The organism is Pantoea sp. WEP, from assembly GCF_041678305.1.
In the GTDB taxonomy this organism is placed as follows: domain Bacteria; phylum Pseudomonadota; class Gammaproteobacteria; order Enterobacterales; family Enterobacteriaceae; genus Pantoea; species Pantoea dispersa.
Genome location: NZ_JBGNXB010000001.1, coordinates 1,123,384 through 1,140,473, shown reverse-complemented (window position 1 = coordinate 1,140,473; position 17,090 = coordinate 1,123,384). Strand labels below are relative to the sequence as shown.

The window sequence follows — 17,090 nt, the reverse complement described above, 5'->3', positions numbered from 1 at the left end:
AGGCTGCGAAATGACAATTTATTCGAGGCCGAGCTTGATTAACGCCTGTTCGGCGGCGGCCTGCTCTGCTTTACGGCGGCTGGAGCCCACGCCCACCACCGGTTCAGCCATCCCACTCACCTGACAGTGAATGGTAAATTCCTGATCGTGCGCTTCGCCACGCACCTGTACCACCAGATAAGATGGCAGCGGCAGATGACGGCCCTGCAGATACTCCTGCAGGCGCGTTTTCGGATCTTTTTGCTTATCGCCCGGGCTGATCTGCTCAAGGCGATTCTGGTACCAGTCGAGAATCAGCTTCTCGACCGTCTGAATATTGCTGTCGAGAAAGATGCCACCGATCAGCGCTTCCACGGTATCCGCGAGGATGGATTCCCGGCGGAACCCACCGCTTTTCAGCTCGCCCGGCCCCAGACGCAGACATTCGCCCAGCTCAAACTCGCGCGCCATTTCGGCCAGCGTGTTGCCGCGTACCAGCGTGGCACGCATGCGGCTCATGTCGCCTTCGTCCACGCGCGGAAAGCGGTGATACAGCGCGTTGGCAATCACATAGCTGAGGATAGAATCGCCAAGAAATTCAAGACGCTCGTTATGTTTGCTGCTGGCGCTGCGGTGAGTCAGAGCCTGCTGCAGTAATTCCGGATGAGTAAAAGTGTAGCCCAGTTTGCGCTGCAGCTTGTTAATGAGGATGGGGTTCATGCGATTCCAGTTGTTCTGTGCGTCTGTGACTCTGCATACCAAACAGGGCTGAAGGTCCAGCACGTTCTGTTTGGTGTGCAGTGGCTCCCTGACTCGCAGGAAGCCAACCGTTTTTAAATCAGTGAATACCGCCAATGCGACTCAGTCGCACGCCGGTCGGCCACTGTCCTTCCTGTTTCTCAAAGCTCATCCAGATAGCAACCGCTTTGCCGACCAGATTCTTCTCGGGCACAAAGCCCCAGTAGCGGCTGTCGGCGCTGTTATCACGGTTATCGCCCATCATGAAGTATTGCCCCTGCGGCACAATCCACGTGGCCTGCGGCTGACCCGGCTGCTGATAATACATGCTCGCCTGGCTCTGCGCTTCGTTCACCAGCAGGATATCGTGCGTGACGTTGCCCAGCGTCTCTTTGCGCGTACCAAGACGCAGGCCGCCCCGCAGCGTTTCGCCCTGCGGCACCTGGTAGAAACCGTTGCCGGTTTCGTTACCATCAAAGCCGCTGAAGGTCTGGATGAAATCGCTCGGCTCAATGTTGGTATAGGTCACCGGCAGCGCCGTGTCACATTTGCCCGTGCCGCAGCCTGGGTTGATGGTCAGCGTTTTGCTGTAAGGATCAAACACCACTTTGTCGCCCGGCAGGCCGATCACGCGCTTGATGTAATCCACGCTCGGATCTTTCGGGTATTTGAACACCGCGACATCTCCGCGCTGCGGATGGCCGGTCGGGATCAGCGTGGTTTGCGTGATCGGATTTTTGATGCCGTAAGCAAATTTCTCCACCAGGATGAAGTCGCCAATCAGCAGCGTCGGCATCATCGAGCCAGAAGGAATCTGAAACGGTTCGAAGATAAACGAGCGCACGATCAGTACCACCGCCAGCACCGGGAACACCGACGCTGCGGTTTCAACCCAGCCCGGCTGCGCGGCCACTTTGGCCAGCGTTTTGCTGTCGAGCGAATTACCTGCCTGAGCCTGTGCCGCCGCCTGCTTTGCCCGGCGCGCCGGGGCCCACTTAAAGCGATCGATACACCAGATGATGCCGGTTAACAGAGTGGCAATCACCAGAATCAGGGCGAACATGTTAGCCATTAAAGTTCCTTATTTGCTGTCTTTACCGACATGCAGAATGGCAAGGAATGCTTCCTGCGGCAGCTCAACGTTGCCGACCTGCTTCATTCGCTTCTTACCTTCTTTCTGCTTCTGCAACAGCTTTTTCTTACGGCTGACGTCACCGCCATAGCATTTCGCCAGGACGTTTTTACGCAGCTGTTTCACTGTTGAGCGAGCGATAATGTGGTTGCCGATTGCAGCCTGAATCGCAATATCGAACTGCTGGCGCGGGATCAGATCTTTCATCTTCTCCACCAGCTCGCGGCCACGATACTGTGAGTTATCACGGTGCGTAATCAGCGCCAGCGCATCAACGCGTTCTGAGTTAATCAGGACGTCGACGCGCACCATGTCAGAGGTCTGGAAACGTTTGAAGTTATAGTCCAGCGACGCATAGCCGCGCGACGTTGATTTCAGACGGTCGAAGAAGTCGAGTACCACTTCCGCCATCGGAATCTCATAGGTCAGCGCAACCTGTTTGCCGTGGTAAACCATGTTAGTCTGCACACCGCGTTTTTCGATACACAGCGTAATGACGTTGCCCAGAAACTCCTGCGGCAGCAGCATATGACACTCAGCGATCGGTTCGCGCAGTTCAGCAATATTATTCAGCGGCGGCAGCTTCGATGGGCTGTCGACGTACACCACTTCTCCGTCAGTGGTTTCCACTTCGTACACAACCGTTGGCGCGGTGGTGATCAGGTCGAGATCGTATTCACGCTCCAGACGCTCCTGGATGATCTCCATGTGCAGCAGGCCGAGGAAGCCACAGCGGAAGCCAAAGCCCAGCGCGGTGGAGCTCTCTGGCTCATAGAACAGTGAGGCGTCGTTCAGGCTCAGCTTGCCTAAGGCATCACGGAAAGCTTCGTAGTCGTCGGAGCTTACCGGGAACAGACCGGCATACACCTGCGGCTTCACTTTTTTGAAGCCCGGCAGCGCTTTATCCGCAGGGTTGCGCTGCAGCGTCAGGGTATCGCCCACCGGCGCGCCGAGGATGTCTTTGATGGCGCACACCAGCCAGCCTACCTCGCCACACTTCAGCTCGGTACGGTCAATTTGTTTTGGCGTGAAAATGCCGAGGCGGTCAGCGTTGTACACCTGGCCGGTACTCATTACCTTCACTTTATCGCCTTTGCGCAGCGTGCCGTTTTTAATACGGATCAGCGACACCACACCGAGGTAGTTATCAAACCAGGAGTCGATGATCAGCGCCTGCAGTGGGCCTTCCGCATCACCTTCCGGCGGCGGAATATCCCGCACCAGACGCTCCAGCACATCCGGTACGCCGACGCCGGTTTTCGCCGAGCAACGCACCGCATCCGCGGCGTCAATGCCGACGATATCTTCAATCTCTTCCGCCACGCGCTCCGGGTCGGCCGCAGGCAGGTCGATCTTGTTCAGTACCGGTACCACTTCCAGATCCATTTCCATGGCGGTGTAGCAGTTCGCCAGGGTCTGCGCTTCAACGCCCTGACCTGCATCAACCACCAGCAATGCCCCTTCACAGGCCGCCAGCGAGCGGGAAACTTCATAAGAGAAGTCAACATGGCCTGGGGTGTCGATAAAATTGAGCTGGTAAGTTTCACCGTTTGGCGCGTGGTAATCGAGCGTAACGCTCTGCGCTTTAATGGTGATGCCGCGCTCGCGCTCCAGATCCATCGAATCCAGAACCTGCGCCGCCATCTCACGATCGCTCAGGCCACCGCAAATCTGAATCAAACGGTCAGAGAGCGTTGATTTGCCGTGGTCAATGTGAGCGATAATGGAGAAATTTCGTATGTGCTTCATTTATATGAATATCTTCACGTAGAAAATCAGTTGAAAACGTGAGCACAGACACATTCAGGCAAGTGAGCTTTACCCGGAACCCTGTCAGCCTCATTAATGACGACGCATATTACACTGTTAACGCCGCGCGTTAAAGAATGGAACTGCGGGGAATCGCAACAGAATTCAGCGATTAAGACGAAATGAAAAGGCCGCGCAATACGCGGCCTGAACGGGGATCAACTGTGGTTTTCCACCCGTAGCGCATCAGGCGGGAGCGCAACGCTGAGAATCACCGGCTGGAACGCTTCGCGATCGCCAAACCGGCTGGAAACCCCTTTGGCAACAATAAAGCCGCCAACGCCACCCAGCAGCGCACCGCAGGCCGCCGCCAGGTCGCTGTGGAACAGCATCTGGAACAGGCCCGCGACCAGGAACAGACCGAACAGCGGCGTCATATACACCAGCAGCGCAGAACCGAGCAGGCTGCTTTCGCGAATGCCCAGCTCAATGCGCTGGCCCGGCTGTAGCGGCTCCGGACTGGCGATGGTCATCACATGGGCGTTTTTCGGTCCCAGCTGGTTGAGCGCATGGCTGCCGCAGCCTTTGCGCGCTGAACAACTGTTGCAGGAGGTTTTCGCTTCCGAATGCAGAGTAGCGACGCCCTCTTTCCATGCCACCACGGTGGCCCATTCTCTCATCATTTTGTGGCACCTGAATCTATGCTGTCCGCGATACGTTTGGCAGTGGTCGGCGGCAATTCGCCCACCACGGTAATTTCACGATTATCGCGCACTTCGGTCTGCACCGTACGACGCCCAGTGCGCAATGACTGTGGCGAACTGCTTTTATCGGCAGGCGTGATGTTGATAGCGAAGCTGAACAAGCCATCGCTGTACAGACGGGATTCTACGGTTTTGTTCATCGCTGGAATATCACGCCGGCTTTGCGAAATCAGCTTCATGCCGGCCGGCAACCAGCCCGGTTGCCAGCTGAGTTGCACTTTGTCGCCCGCCGGTAACGACAGCGACGGCGGCAGATTGGCTTTTTCCAGCCCCTGCATCAGATTGCGCACGCCTTCATCGACGGCAAAACTGATGACGCGGAACTGCTCCAGCGTCTCACCGTCGCGATCCAGCAAATCAATCCGCAGCGGCAACTTGGTATCGACGTCCAGCCACACCACGTAGCTGTAACGCGTGCCGTCACGCGACACGATGCGCACCACTTCGCACATCTGATCGGCCATGCGGGAACGCCCTACCGGAATAAAATCGTAGGCATCGCCGAGGCGCGAGAAGTCAGCAAACATCAGCGCCGGCAGCGCATCAATAATGTGGTTGCCCGGCAGTGAGAACGGATCGAGACCCGGTTCGAAATAGCTGATGTCGTTGCCGCGCTGGATCACCTCACGGCGCGGTCCGTCCATCTGTAACAGCTGAGCGAACACACGATTGTCGATGACCGCATGGCGGTAACGCAGGGATTCAATGCCCAGACGTGAGACATTGATATAGGCGAATTCGTAGTTGAGGTTCTGGCTGGCCTGCTCCATCTGCTGTAACAACGCCCCGGACGCAGATGTCTGCGCCGGGGCGGTAGATGACCAAAGCAGGCTGCCTGCCAGCAGGCTAACGGCACACCAAAGCTGCTTCATTACTGCTGTTGAGTTCCTAACGACTGAGTTCCGGGAACGTTAGCCTGCGCCTGTTGCGGCGCATTGCTTTCAAACTGCACCTGATCGGCATGCAGACGGCGTTGCAGTTCGTAATCCTGCAGCATGGCATTCACACGGCGGCGCTGCTCCTGCACCTGCTGATTTGAGCTGTTGGTATCAAAAGCATCAGATGGCACGCCCAGGCTGACCGGTGACGCTTTACCCATCATCGGTAAGGTATTGAAGGCTGGCGCATCCGACGTTTCCGTCGCACTACCCGCTGGTGAGCTGTTGTAGTGCTGCACACCGACGATCACCGCCAGCGACACACAGGCCGCCACACCGATCTGCGTGACCTGAGCAACCCAGCCGCCACCGCGACGCCAGAACGGCATTTTCTGCCAGCGCGACGGCTCCGGCTGTGCTTCCGGGATCAACGAATTCACTTTGCGCACCGGCTCGTTTTCGATCGCGGCAGCAACGCGTGCGGAGATATCAAAATGCAGCACTTCGCCCACATCGCCCCGCAGGGTGTCGCGGATCAGATGGTAGCTCTCCCAGCTTTTTTGTAGATCTGCATCCTTCGATAACGACGCCAGCAGCTCGTTATCTAAAGTTTCACCATCCATTAAAGCGGAAAGTTTTTCTTTCTGCATGTTTTGGTACCCTTCCAGTAGCCGTTATCACTGACGTTGGATAAGCGGTTGAACTTTATTATCAATGGCTTCCCGGGCCCGGAAGATACGTGAACGTACGGTACCTACCGGACAATCCATGATGGCGGCGATCTCTTCGTAACTCAGACCATCCAGTTCCCGCAGGGTGATGGCCATACGCAGATCTTCAGGCAACGCCTCAATCGTCCGAAAAACAATTTGTTTCAGTTCGTCTGACAACATTAAGTTCTCAGGGTTCGAAATTTCTTTTAGCGCACCCGCACTTTCGAAATTTTCCGCTTCAATCGCGTCCACATCGCTGGACGGCGGCCGGCGCCCCTGAGCCACCAGATAATTCTTCGCGGTGTTGACCGCAATGCGGTACAGCCACGTGTAAAAGGCGCTATCACCCCGGAACGACTCCAGTGCGCGATACGCTTTAATGAAAGATTCCTGAACCACATCAGGCACATCGCCTGACGGGACATAACGTGAAACCAGGCTCGCCACTTTATGCTGGTATCGGATCACCAGTAAATTAAATGACTTTTGATCTCCTTTCTGAACCCGCTCAACGAGAACCTGATCCGTTAACTGCTCGCTCATCCGAGGTAATGTCTCCCCAAATCTCTTTTATGCGTAAGTGAACTGCCAGCACATCTCATTTATTGTGAGCAAGCATGCGCTTAGAGTCCCGTTCTGGCCTGAAGTTCACCACGACCTGATATTTTCTGTACCGGTGCCCTGACATCGTTGTTGTTGATGGTCTTTCAGTGTAGCGACTTACCGCACTGGTGGTGTCGTTGGCGGCATCGATAATCGCTGGCAGAGTACCCTATGACGCCGCATTTTTCACCTTTATTCCCTGAATTTTCAGCGTGTTTGGTATAAAAAACACTAATCGCTTATTTTCAGACATAACTTACTGAAATCGCATTACAATCTGATTATTGCGTCGAATTTTCCCGCGTTTTTTGTTCAAAATACTTCACACCAGCGGCGTCCGGGCTTATGCTCGGGGGACCTTTTGTTTAGTAAATTAAACATCATGAACCCCATTCCCGATCATAGCTGTGATGTACTGATTGTTGGCAGCGGCGCGGCCGGTTTATCTCTGGCGCTGCGGCTGGCACCGCATTATCAGGTAACGGTGCTGAGTAAAGCGCAGATTAGCGAAGGCTCCACGCTGTATGCACAGGGCGGGATTGCGGCGGTGTTTGATGAAAACGACAGCATTGAATCACACGTCGAAGATACGCTGATTGCCGGCGCAGGCCTGTGTGATCGTGAGACGGTGAATTTTATCGCCAGCAATGCGCGCCCGTGCGTACAGTGGCTGATCGATAACGGCGTGGCGTTTGATCGCGAGCCACAGGATAACGGCAATGCGCGCTATCACCTGACGCGCGAAGGCGGTCACAGCCATCGCCGTATTTTACACAGCGCCGACGCCACCGGGCGCGCGGTCGAAACCACGCTGGTCAGCCAGGCGCTCAGCCATCCCAATATTCGCGTTATTGAACGCGCCAACGCGGTGGACTTAATCCTCTCTGATAAAATTGGCCTGCCCGGAACGCGGCGCGTGGTGGGCGCGTGGATCTGGAATCGCAATCGCGAACAGGTTGAAACCTGCCGCGCCCGCAGCGTGGTGCTGGCCACCGGCGGTGCGGCGAAGGTATATCAGTACACCACTAATCCGGATGTCGCTTCCGGCGACGGCATCGCGATGGCGTGGCGCGCCGGCTGCCGGGTGGCCAATCTGGAGTTCAATCAGTTTCACCCTACCTGCCTGTTTCATCCGCAGGCGCAAAACTTTTTGCTGACCGAAGCGCTGCGCGGCGAAGGTGCCTGGCTACTGCGCCCGGACGGTTCGCGCTTTATGCCGGATTTCGATGCGCGCGCCGAACTGGCACCGCGCGATATCGTGGCGCGCGCGATCGATCACGAAATGAAGCGTCTGGGCGTCGACTGCATGTATCTCGACATCAGCCATCAGCCGGCCAGCTTTGTGCGTGCCCACTTTCCGATGATTTATGACAAGCTGCTGACGTTTGGCCTCGATCTGACACAGCAGCCGATTCCGATTGTGCCTGCCGCACATTACACCTGTGGCGGCGTGATGGTGGATCAGCATGGTCGCACCGATGTCGACGGGCTGTATGCGATTGGTGAGGTCAGCTATACCGGTCTGCACGGCGCTAACCGCATGGCATCGAATTCGCTGCTGGAGTGTCTGGTGTATGGCTGGTCGGCGGCCGAAGATATTGTGCGCCGTCTGCCGCAGATGCACGCCGTCGATCACCTGCCGGCGTGGGATGAAAGCCGCGTCGACGATGCCGATGAACGGGTGGTGATTCAGCACAACTGGCACGAGCTGCGGCTGTTGATGTGGGATTACATGGGCATCGTGCGTACCACCAAGCGGCTGGAGCGCGCCCTGCGCCGCATTACGCTGCTACAGCAGGAGATAGATGAATACTATGCGCATTTTCGCCTCTCCAACAATCTGCTGGAGCTGCGCAATCTGGTACAGGTGGCAGAGCTGATGGTGCGCTGTGCGCTGGCGCGCAAAGAGAGCCGCGGGCTGCACTTCACCCGCGACTATCCGCATATGCTGCCCGAGGCACAGCCAACGGTGCTGCAGCCGGTAGCCTAGCGGAACAGATAGAAATCGGTTACCAGGCTCAGCCAGTCCGCCGAATAGCTTTTATCTTCATCACGAATGGCGAGACGCTCCTGCACGAGTTCGCCTGCGGCAGGTGAAAAGCCCAGCACCAGCCGGTTCGGCGGTCGCTGCGCGTAAGGTGCTACATCATAGCGATAACGCAGATGCCAGCCTTCGGCGCGCGCCAGTGCAATCAGGTTTTCGCCGGCATCCGCGGGCAGCACCACGCAAAACAGCCCCTCTTCTTCAATCAGCTGTGCCGCACAGCGCAGCAGGGTGGGATGATCAAGCGTTGCCGTGCTGCGCGCGGTATCGCGTTCGACGCTGGCTGAGGCCATACCCGGGGTGAAAAACGGCGGATTGCTGACAATCAGCGAGTAGCGTTTTTCTGCCTGCTCACTCCAGCTGACGATATCCTGCGCATGCACCGCGATGCGATGCGCCCACGGCGACGCGGCGACGTTCTCCTGCGCCTGCGCGGCGGCGCTGCGCTCCAGTTCGACGGCATCGAGACTGACGTCATCCGGCGTGCGCTGCGCCAGCATCAGCGCAATCAGACCGCTGCCGCAGCCGATATCCAGTATGCGCCGTACGCCTGCCACCGGTGCCCAGGCACCGAGCAGCACCCCATCGGTGCCGACCTTCATGGCACAGCGATCGTGCGCGACAAAAAATTGCTTAAACGTGAACCCATCTTTTCTTAACATCGCCCGCGCTGGCGGTTGCGGCTGAGACATGCTTAACGACCATTGAATTTGCTCCTGCCGGAAGTGTAACGTGGTCGCGAAGTGAATTCACCTTCACCTGTGCAACACAAACAGATGAAGATTGTGGCTGAACTGTCTATAATCAGCGCCCCAAACTGAGGTAGACCATGACCGTAACCACATTCTCCGAACTCGAACTCGACGAAAGCCTGCTGGAAGCCCTGCAGGATAAAGGCTTCACGCGCCCGACTGCCATTCAGGCTGAGGCCATTCCTGCCGCGCTGGAAGGCCGTGACGTTCTGGGTTCGGCACCAACCGGAACGGGGAAAACCGCAGCCTACCTGCTGCCCGCTTTACAGCACCTGCTCGATTTCCCGCGTAAAAAATCAGGGCCGCCGCGCATTCTGATCCTCACGCCGACGCGTGAACTGGCGATGCAGGTTGCCGACCAGGCGCGCGAGCTGGCCAAACATACCCATCTCGATATCGCCACCATCACCGGCGGCGTGGCCTATATGAACCACGCGGAAGTGTTCAGTGAAAATCAGGACATCGTGGTCGCAACTACCGGCCGCCTGCTGCAGTACATCAAAGAAGAGAACTTTGACTGCCGCGCGGTAGAAACGCTGATTCTGGACGAAGCCGACCGCATGCTGGACATGGGCTTTGCGCAGGATATCGAGACCATTGCCGGTGAAACGCGCTGGCGCAAACAGACGCTGCTGTTCTCGGCCACGCTGGAAGGCGACAACATCAAAGATTTCGCCGAGCGCCTGCTGAACGATCCGGTAGCGATTGAAGCCGATCCAAGCAAAAGCGAGCGCAAAAAGATTCAGCAGTGGTATTACCGCGCCGACAACCTTGAGCACAAAACCAAACTGCTGGTGCATCTGCTTAAGCAGCCGGAAGTGAAGCGTGCCATCGTGTTCGTACGCAAACGTGAGCGCCTGCATGAGCTGGTGACCTGGATGCACGAAGCCGGCCTGCGCAGCAGCTACCTCGAAGGCGAAATGGTACAGGCGAACCGTAACGAAGCGATCAAGCGCCTGAATGACGGTCGCGTTAACGTGCTGGTCGCGACCGATGTCGCCGCGCGCGGTATCGACATTGATAACGTCACCCACGTCATCAACTATGACTTACCGCGCACCGCCGATGTCTATCTGCACCGCATTGGCCGTACCGGCCGCGCCGGACGCAAAGGTACCGCGATCTCGCTGGTAGAGGCACATGACCATCCGCTGCTGGGTAAAATCAGCCGCTACGTCAACGAGCCACTGAAATCGCGCGTAATTGATGAGCTGCGTCCGGAAACGCGTGCACCGAGTGCTAAAGTCACCGGTAAACCGTCGAAAAAGGCGCTTGAGAAGCGCAAAGAGAAGAAAGCGAAAGAAGAAGAGAAACCGCGCGTGAAGAAACGTCACCGCGATACTAAAAATATCGGTAAACGCCGCAAGCCAAGCGGCAGCAGCACACCGGAGAGCGGTGCGGAATAAAACAGCATCGCGGCAATTAAATCGCCTCCCTGAGGCGATTTTTTGCTTTCTGGCCTGCTGAAAAAGCACTTTCGCGGCGTAAAATCTCTCAAGCTGCCCTCTTCTCTCTTCAGGAAATAAAAAAAGCCGCGCCAGTAAACACCGGCGCGGCTTGTATTGCTGTGTGCGTTTTCGTCAGCCGATCAATTACAGGCTTTCGGTAAAGGTACGGGTGATGACGTCACGCTGCTGTTCTGGCGTCAGCGCGTTAAAGCGCACCGCATAGCCCGACACGCGAATGGTCAGCTGCGGATATTTTTCCGGATGCTTCACCGCATCTTCCAGCGTTTCACGGCGCAGCACGTTAACGTTGAGGTGCTGACCGCCTTCAACGCGCACCTGCGGTTTCTGCTCCAGTGGAATTTCACGGTAAGCAATCTCGCCAAGGTCGCTGACTGCAACAACCTGATCTTCCGTGAAATCACCTTTTGCGCACAGGCAGCGGGCTTCGGCTTTCTCATTGTCCAGCAGCCAGAACGAGTTCAACAGCTGCGGGTTTTGTGCCTGAGTAATTTGAATACCGGTAATCATAGAGGCCTCCAGGGCTTAGCGCTGCGGCAGGAGCACAGCGCGGTTCTTCGGGTTATGTGATACTCTGGTATATCACCGCGCTGACCGGCTCGTTTTGACCTGTATCAATTTCGTCCGGCCAGAATTTTTGCTTCCACTCTAGTGAGTTGATTTATAACAACTTTTTTTCATTAACTTTTTCTGCAATTGTTCAACTTATTTTTACCCTTCTGCTGCCCCGCCGGACACGCTAAGCTAAAGGCATCAATTTGCAGGGAGTCAATGATGGCTGAGAAGCTGACCTGGCACGATGTGCTGGCTGAAGAGAAAGAAAAACCTTACTTCGTGGAAACGCTCAAAGCGGTAGCCGAAGAGCGTGCGGCGGGCGTGACGGTCTATCCGCCGCAAAAGGACGTCTTCAACGCGTTCCGTCTCACCGAGCTGGGCGATATTAAAGTGGTAATCCTCGGCCAGGATCCGTACCACGGCCCGAATCAGGCGCATGGCCTGGCGTTCTCGGTCCTGCCGGGCGTGGCCATTCCGCCGTCGCTGCTCAATATGTACAAAGAGCTGGAACAGGACATTCCTGGCTTTCAGCGTCCGCAGCACGGCTTTCTTGAAAGCTGGGCGAAACAGGGTGTGCTGCTGCTGAATACGGTGTTAACCGTGGAAGCTGGCAAAGCGCATTCGCACGCGCGTTTCGGCTGGGAAACCTTCACCGACAATGTGATCAGCGCCATCAACACCCATCGCGAAGGGGTGATTTTCCTGCTGTGGGGATCGCACGCGCAGAAGAAAGGCAGCATTATTGATGCGCAGCGTCATCACGTATTGAAAGCACCGCATCCTTCGCCGCTTTCGGCGCATCGCGGCTTTTTTGGCTGTCAGCATTTTTCCAAAGCCAATGCGCTGCTGAGCCAGGCTGGCCAGACGCCCATTGACTGGACGCCGGTGCTGCCTTGAAAACACAAACGGCCGCATCAGCGGCCGTTGTTACACGGGAGCGGCTTAGCCTTTGGCTTTTGATACCGCAACCATCGCCGGACGCAGCAGGCGACCGTTGAGGGTGTAACCGCGCTGCATCACCATCAGCACGTGGTTTGGCGCCACTTCTTCAGACTCCATCATCGACATCGCCTGATGCACATCCGGGTTGAACGGCACATTAGTTTCGCCCACCACTTCCACACCGAACTTGCGCACCGCACCCAGCAGTGATTTCAGCGTCAGCTCGATGCCTTCAATCATCGAAGCCAGCTCGGTGTTCTCTTTATCCGCCACTTCCAGCGCGCGCTCCAGGCTATCAATCACCGGCAGCAGCTCGTTGGCAAACTTTTCCAGCGCAAACTTGTGCGCTTTTTCCACGTCCATTTCGGCACGGCGACGGATGTTTTCAATCTCAGCCTGCGCGCGCAGCTGAGCGTCACGCACGCCACCCTGCGCCTGCGCTAATTCCGCTTCCAGCTGGGCGATACGCTCATCACGCGGATCCACCTCAGATGCTGTCTCCGCTTCCGGCTGCTGTTGTTCCTGTTGAATTTCGTCTGAGACTTGCTCGTTTGGGGTGTTCTGTTCTTTACTACTCATGAATTTCTCCGCGTTTTGCACATTCATCTCGCTGGTTGGCTTATTATGGGGATCAGTTTGACGGTTTCAAGTGAACCCATCACATTGCCTGGCCGTTTTGGCTTATGAGGAACACCCGCTAAATGAACAAACACTTTAACTGCATTGGGATCGTCGGCCATCCGCGCCATCCCACTGCGTTAACCACCCATGAAATGCTCTGGCGCTGGCTGACTGACAAAGGCTATGACGTGATCGTGGAACAGCAAATCGCCCGCGAGCTGAACCTGCAGGATGTGCGTACCGGCAGCCTGGCGGACATCGGCCAGTATGCCGATCTGGCGGTGGTGGTCGGCGGCGATGGCAACATGCTGGGCGCCGCGCGCGTGCTGGCTCGTTACGACATCAAGGTGATTGGCATCAACCGCGGCAATCTCGGCTTCCTCACGGACCTCGATCCGGATAACGCGCAGCAGCAGCTGGATGACGTGCTGCAGGGCGATTATTTCGTGGAAAGCCGCTTTTTGCTGGAAGCGCAGGTATGCAAAGAAGAGTGTTCGCCGCGCATCGGCAGCGCCATCAATGAAGTGGTGCTGCATCCGGGCAAAGTGGCGCACATGATTGAATTTGAAGTCTATATCGACGAAGTGTTCGCCTTTTCCCAGCGCTCGGACGGGCTGATTATCTCCACGCCAACCGGTTCAACCGCTTATTCGCTTTCGGCGGGCGGGCCGATTTTAACGCCGTCGCTCGATGCGATTGCGCTGGTGCCGATGTTCCCGCACACGCTGTCGGCGCGTCCGCTGGTGATCAACAGTAGCAGCACCATTCGCCTGCGTTTTTCCTCGCTGCGCAGCGACCTGGAGATCAGCTGTGACAGCCAGATCGCCCTGCCAATTCAGGAAGGGGAAGATGTGCTGATTCGCCGCAGCGCCAATCACCTCAATTTAATTCATCCAAAAAATTATAATTATTTTAATACTTTAAGCTCAAAACTCGGATGGTCAAAAAAATTATTCTGAAAAGGCCTGCCGGCTACTTTACTGGATAAAAAACCAGTTTATACTGTATGAAAAACCATATCTGTTTTTACATACAGGTGATTGTATGCTGGCACAACTGACCATCAGTAATTTTGCAATCGTTCGTGAACTGGAGATCGACTTTCATCGTGGCATGACAGCGATCACCGGCGAAACCGGCGCAGGGAAATCCATCGCGATTGATGCGCTGGGCCTGTGCCTTGGCGGCCGTGCTGAAGCAGACATGGTGCGTCAGGGGGCCAGCCGCGCGGATATCTGCGCACGCTTCCAGCTGAAAGCGTCACCCTCTGCCCAGCGCTGGCTGGTGGAGAACCAGCTCGACGACGGCAACGAATGTCTGTTGCGCCGCGTGATCAGTGCCGATGGCCGCTCACGTGGCTTTATCAACGGCACGTCCGTACCGCTGTCGCAGCTGCGCGAACTCGGTCAGTTACTGATTCAAATCCACGGTCAGCATGCGCATCAGCTGCTGCTTAAAACCGATCACCAGAAACACCTGCTGGATGCCTACGCCGCGCACGACGATCGGCTGGCGGAGATGCGTCAGCACTATCAGCGCTGGCACCACAGCTGCCGCGCGCTGGCACAGCATCAGCAGCTGTCGCAGGAGCGTGAAGCCCGCCGCGAACTGCTGCAGTATCAGCTGAAAGAACTCAACGAGTTTGCGCCGCAGCCAGGCGAGTTTGAGCAGATTGATGAAGAGTACAAGCGCCTGGCGAACAGCGGTCAGCTGCTGTCCACCAGCCAGCAGGCGCTGCAAATTCTTGCCGACAGTGATGACACCAACCTGCAAAGCCTGCTCTACAGCGCGCGTAATATGCTGAGTGAGCTGGTCTCGCTGGACGATAAAGTCAGCGGCGTATTTAACCTGCTGGAAGAAGCCGCGATTCAGTTAAGTGAAGCCAGCGATGAGCTGCGCCACTACTGTGAACGGCTCGACCTCGATCCTAATCGCCTGTACGAGCTGGAGCAGCGTCTGTCGCGGCAGATTGCGCTGGCACGCAAGCACCATGTTTCACCGGAAGCGCTGCCGGTGCTGTATCAGCAGCTGCTGGATGAAGCGGAACAGCTGTCGCAGCAGGAGAGCGATCAGGAAAGCCTGCAGAGCGACGTCGTGGCTCATCATCAGGCCGCGCTGGCCTGTGCTGAAGCCCTGCATCAGCAACGCGTTGCCTCGGCGCAGGAGCTGAGCCAGTTGATTACGCAAAGCATGCGCACCCTCGCCATGCCGCACGGTGAATTTGCCATTATGCTGGAATTCAATGCCGATCAGCTGACGGCCGAAGGTGCCAGCCGTATTGATTTCCGTGTCACCACCAACCCGGGCCAGCCGCTGCAGCCGCTGGGTAAAGTGGCCTCAGGGGGTGAGCTGTCACGTATTGCGCTGGCGATTCAGGTGATCACCGCACAGAAAATGGAAACTCCGGCGATGATTTTCGATGAGGTTGACGTCGGTATCAGCGGTCCGACGGCCGCTGTCGTTGGCCAGATGCTGCGCCAGCTGGGCGAATCGACTCAGGTGATGTGCGTAACTCACCTGCCGCAGGTCGCGGGCTGTGGTCATCAGCACTTCTTCGTCAGCAAAGAGACCGATGGTGCGATGACTGAAACCCACATGCAGCAGCTGGATAAGCGTGCGCGTCTGCAGGAACTGGCACGCCTGCTTGGCGGCAGCGAAGTAACACGCAACACGCTGGCGAACGCAAAAGAACTTTTAGCAGCCTGACACCGCACTTTTTTGCGGCCTGGTGGTCATATGCTTGCTCTGTAGAGGTTTCCAATAGCTCAAAGGTTTATTATCATCGGCAGTCATATCGCCATAATAAAGCCTGCCGTATGCAGAGTTCAGAATTTGATGGCAACAAAACTGCCTGATGAAAGGCGTTTGGCCCCAGAAAAGGAATGTATAGATGCGCTGTAAAACGCTGACTGCCGCGGCAGTGGTAATGTTGATGATGACCGCCGGATGTTCCACCCTTGAGCGCGTTGTGTATCGTCCGGATATCAATCAGGGGAATTACCTGGTCGCCAACGACGTTTCGAAGATTCACACCGGCATGACGCAGCAGCAGGTTGCTTACACGCTCGGTACGCCGATGATGCACGACCCGTTTGGCAGCAACGTCTGGTATTACGTGTTCCGTCAGGAGCCAGGTCATGAGAGCGTGAAGCAGCAGACGCTGACGCTGACCTTCGACAGCAACGGTACGTTGACGAACATCGATAACAAACCGCGCCTCACCGGCACTGAAGACTGAGTGAGCCGCAACAAAAAAGGCGCCTGAGCGCCTTTTTTAATGCCTGTAATTTACTTTTTCGTTGCCGCGCGCTCTGCCCGCTGCCGGCGCATCTCTTTTGGATCGGCAATCAGCGGGCGATAAATCTCGACCCGATCGCCATCCTGCAGCGTATCGCTCAGCTTGACCGGACGGCTGAAAATGCCGACCTTATTGCTGCTTAGATCGATATCTTTGCGCAGCGTCAGCAGCCCGGATGCCTGAATCGCCTGCTCAACCGTGGCGCCCTCTTCCAGGCTAACCTCACGCAGATACTGTTTATCCGGTAGCGCGTACACCACTTCAACGCTAATATCAGCCACGGTAAACCTCTTTGGCGCGCTGGGTAAACGCCTGCACCATGCTGTTGGCCAGCTCTTTAAAGATGCGGCCAAACGCCATCTCGACCAGCATATTGGTGAACTCAAAGTCGAGGCTGAGCTCAACCTTGCAGGCATCGTCGCCGAGCGAGATAAATTTCCAGCCACCGGTCAGCTTGCGGAACGGCCCATCGACCAGCTGCATATGAATGCTCTGGTTATCGGTCAGGGTGTTACGCGTGGTAAAAGTTTTACTGATGCCGGCTTTGGAGACATCCACCGCGGCGGTCATCTGGTTACCGCTGTTATCCAGCACGCGGCTGCCGGTACAGCCCGGAAGAAATTCAGGATAAGCATCCACATCATTCACGAGCCGGTACATCTGCTCAGCGCTATACGGGACCAGCGCTGAACGGCTAATCTGGGCCATAATGGTTCCTGTTGGTCACAAAACCGTTGAATTATACCATTTTAAGCTACTAAACAAAAATTCACGCCTTTGCCAGCTGTGCTAAAATAGTGTGTTTTTTACCGCCCCGCAGGACAGGGGATGCGCCCACAGACTGAGTGATGTAGAC

18 protein-coding genes are annotated in these 17,090 nt (G+C 56.3%); 6 read left to right on the top strand and 12 right to left on the bottom strand.

What is annotated here, in order from left to right; all coding sequences use genetic code 11:
- Positions 1–18 precede the first annotated feature (18 nt).
- From rnc to rpoE, 7 genes are all read right to left on the bottom strand, one after another.
- Positions 19–699 carry a ribonuclease III gene (gene rnc, locus ABVR31_RS05190; protein WP_021506523.1) on the bottom strand — a complete coding sequence of 227 codons (681 nt, stop codon included), beginning with the start codon at positions 697–699 and terminating at the stop codon, positions 19–21.
- A 118-nt stretch (positions 700–817) separates the two neighbouring features.
- Positions 818–1,789: a signal peptidase I gene (gene lepB, locus ABVR31_RS05185; RefSeq protein WP_372771986.1), complete on the bottom strand. Its 972-nt coding sequence runs from the start codon at positions 1,787–1,789 to the stop codon at positions 818–820.
- A gap of 9 nt (positions 1,790–1,798) precedes the next feature.
- Positions 1,799–3,598, bottom strand: a complete 1,800-nt coding sequence (gene lepA / locus ABVR31_RS05180; RefSeq protein WP_058758277.1) for a translation elongation factor 4 — start codon at positions 3,596–3,598, stop codon at positions 1,799–1,801.
- A gap of 218 nt (positions 3,599–3,816) precedes the next feature.
- Positions 3,817–4,281: a SoxR-reducing system protein RseC gene (rseC, locus tag ABVR31_RS05175; protein ID WP_021506520.1), complete on the bottom strand. Its 465-nt coding sequence runs from the start codon at positions 4,279–4,281 to the stop codon at positions 3,817–3,819.
- Positions 4,278–5,234, bottom strand: a complete 957-nt coding sequence (rseB, locus tag ABVR31_RS05170; RefSeq protein ID WP_031279374.1) for a sigma-E factor regulatory protein RseB — start codon at positions 5,232–5,234, stop codon at positions 4,278–4,280. Before rseB ends, rseC begins: the two co-directional genes overlap by 4 nt.
- Positions 5,234–5,890 carry an anti-sigma-E factor RseA gene (rseA, locus tag ABVR31_RS05165; protein WP_372771983.1) on the bottom strand — a complete coding sequence of 219 codons (657 nt, stop codon included), beginning with the start codon at positions 5,888–5,890 and terminating at the stop codon, positions 5,234–5,236. Before rseA ends, rseB begins: the two co-directional genes overlap by 1 nt.
- A gap of 27 nt (positions 5,891–5,917) precedes the next feature.
- Positions 5,918–6,496 (bottom strand): RNA polymerase sigma factor RpoE, encoded by a 579-nt coding sequence (rpoE, locus tag ABVR31_RS05160; protein ID WP_372771981.1) that lies wholly within the window; start codon positions 6,494–6,496, stop codon positions 5,918–5,920.
- Positions 6,497–6,938: 442 nt separating this feature from the next.
- Here rpoE and nadB point away from each other — a divergent pair, with 442 nt between their 5' ends.
- Positions 6,939–8,546, top strand: a complete 1,608-nt coding sequence (gene nadB, locus ABVR31_RS05155; RefSeq protein WP_059009950.1) for an L-aspartate oxidase — start codon at positions 6,939–6,941, stop codon at positions 8,544–8,546.
- On the opposite strand, the gene ABVR31_RS05150 is transcribed toward nadB, so the two are convergent.
- Positions 8,543–9,292 (bottom strand): tRNA1(Val) (adenine(37)-N6)-methyltransferase, encoded by a 750-nt coding sequence (locus tag ABVR31_RS05150; protein ID WP_215800742.1) that lies wholly within the window; start codon positions 9,290–9,292, stop codon positions 8,543–8,545. The two genes, nadB and ABVR31_RS05150, sit on opposite strands and share 4 nt — an antisense overlap.
- A gap of 137 nt (positions 9,293–9,429) precedes the next feature.
- On the opposite strand from ABVR31_RS05150, the gene srmB reads away from it, so the two are divergent.
- Entirely contained in the window at positions 9,430–10,758 is a 1,329-nt protein-coding gene (gene srmB, locus ABVR31_RS05145) for an ATP-dependent RNA helicase SrmB (protein WP_021506515.1), read from the top strand.
- A 186-nt stretch (positions 10,759–10,944) separates the two neighbouring features.
- Here the strand turns inward: srmB and grcA are convergent, their stop codons facing one another.
- Entirely contained in the window at positions 10,945–11,328 is a 384-nt protein-coding gene (grcA, locus tag ABVR31_RS05140; protein ID WP_021506514.1) for an autonomous glycyl radical cofactor GrcA, read from the bottom strand.
- Positions 11,329–11,592: 264 nt separating this feature from the next.
- Between grcA and ung the strand changes: the two genes are divergently transcribed.
- Positions 11,593–12,270, top strand: a complete 678-nt coding sequence (gene ung / locus ABVR31_RS05135; RefSeq protein WP_058775636.1) for a uracil-DNA glycosylase — start codon at positions 11,593–11,595, stop codon at positions 12,268–12,270.
- A 45-nt stretch (positions 12,271–12,315) separates the two neighbouring features.
- Here ung and grpE read toward each other — a convergent pair whose 3' ends face one another.
- The gene (grpE, locus tag ABVR31_RS05130; RefSeq protein WP_372771978.1) at positions 12,316–12,894 is read right to left on the bottom strand and encodes a nucleotide exchange factor GrpE; all 579 of its coding nucleotides are present in this window, start codon (positions 12,892–12,894) and stop codon (positions 12,316–12,318) included.
- Between the two features lie 122 nt (positions 12,895–13,016).
- Here grpE and nadK point away from each other — a divergent pair, with 122 nt between their 5' ends.
- The 3 genes from nadK to bamE all read left to right on the top strand — a co-directional run bounded on the left by nadK (position 13,017) and on the right by bamE (position 16,174).
- Positions 13,017–13,895, top strand: a complete 879-nt coding sequence (gene nadK, locus ABVR31_RS05125) for an NAD(+) kinase (protein ID WP_058758272.1) — start codon at positions 13,017–13,019, stop codon at positions 13,893–13,895.
- An 85-nt stretch (positions 13,896–13,980) separates the two neighbouring features.
- On the top strand, positions 13,981–15,642 hold the full coding sequence (recN, locus tag ABVR31_RS05120; protein ID WP_372771976.1) for a DNA repair protein RecN: 1,662 nt from the start codon (positions 13,981–13,983) through the stop codon (positions 15,640–15,642).
- 184 nt (positions 15,643–15,826) lie between these two features.
- On the top strand, positions 15,827–16,174 hold the full coding sequence (gene bamE / locus ABVR31_RS05115; protein WP_021506509.1) for an outer membrane protein assembly factor BamE: 348 nt from the start codon (positions 15,827–15,829) through the stop codon (positions 16,172–16,174).
- A 50-nt stretch (positions 16,175–16,224) separates the two neighbouring features.
- On the opposite strand, the gene ABVR31_RS05110 is transcribed toward bamE, so the two are convergent.
- Together ABVR31_RS05110 and ABVR31_RS05105 are read right to left on the bottom strand one after the other, a co-directional pair.
- Complete coding sequence (locus tag ABVR31_RS05110; protein WP_021506508.1) at positions 16,225–16,515, bottom strand: RnfH family protein; 291 nt, start codon at positions 16,513–16,515, stop codon at positions 16,225–16,227.
- Positions 16,508–16,942: a type II toxin-antitoxin system RatA family toxin gene (locus ABVR31_RS05105; RefSeq protein WP_021506507.1), complete on the bottom strand. Its 435-nt coding sequence runs from the start codon at positions 16,940–16,942 to the stop codon at positions 16,508–16,510. Before ABVR31_RS05105 ends, ABVR31_RS05110 begins: the two co-directional genes overlap by 8 nt.
- Between the last annotated feature and the right edge of the window lie 148 nt (positions 16,943–17,090).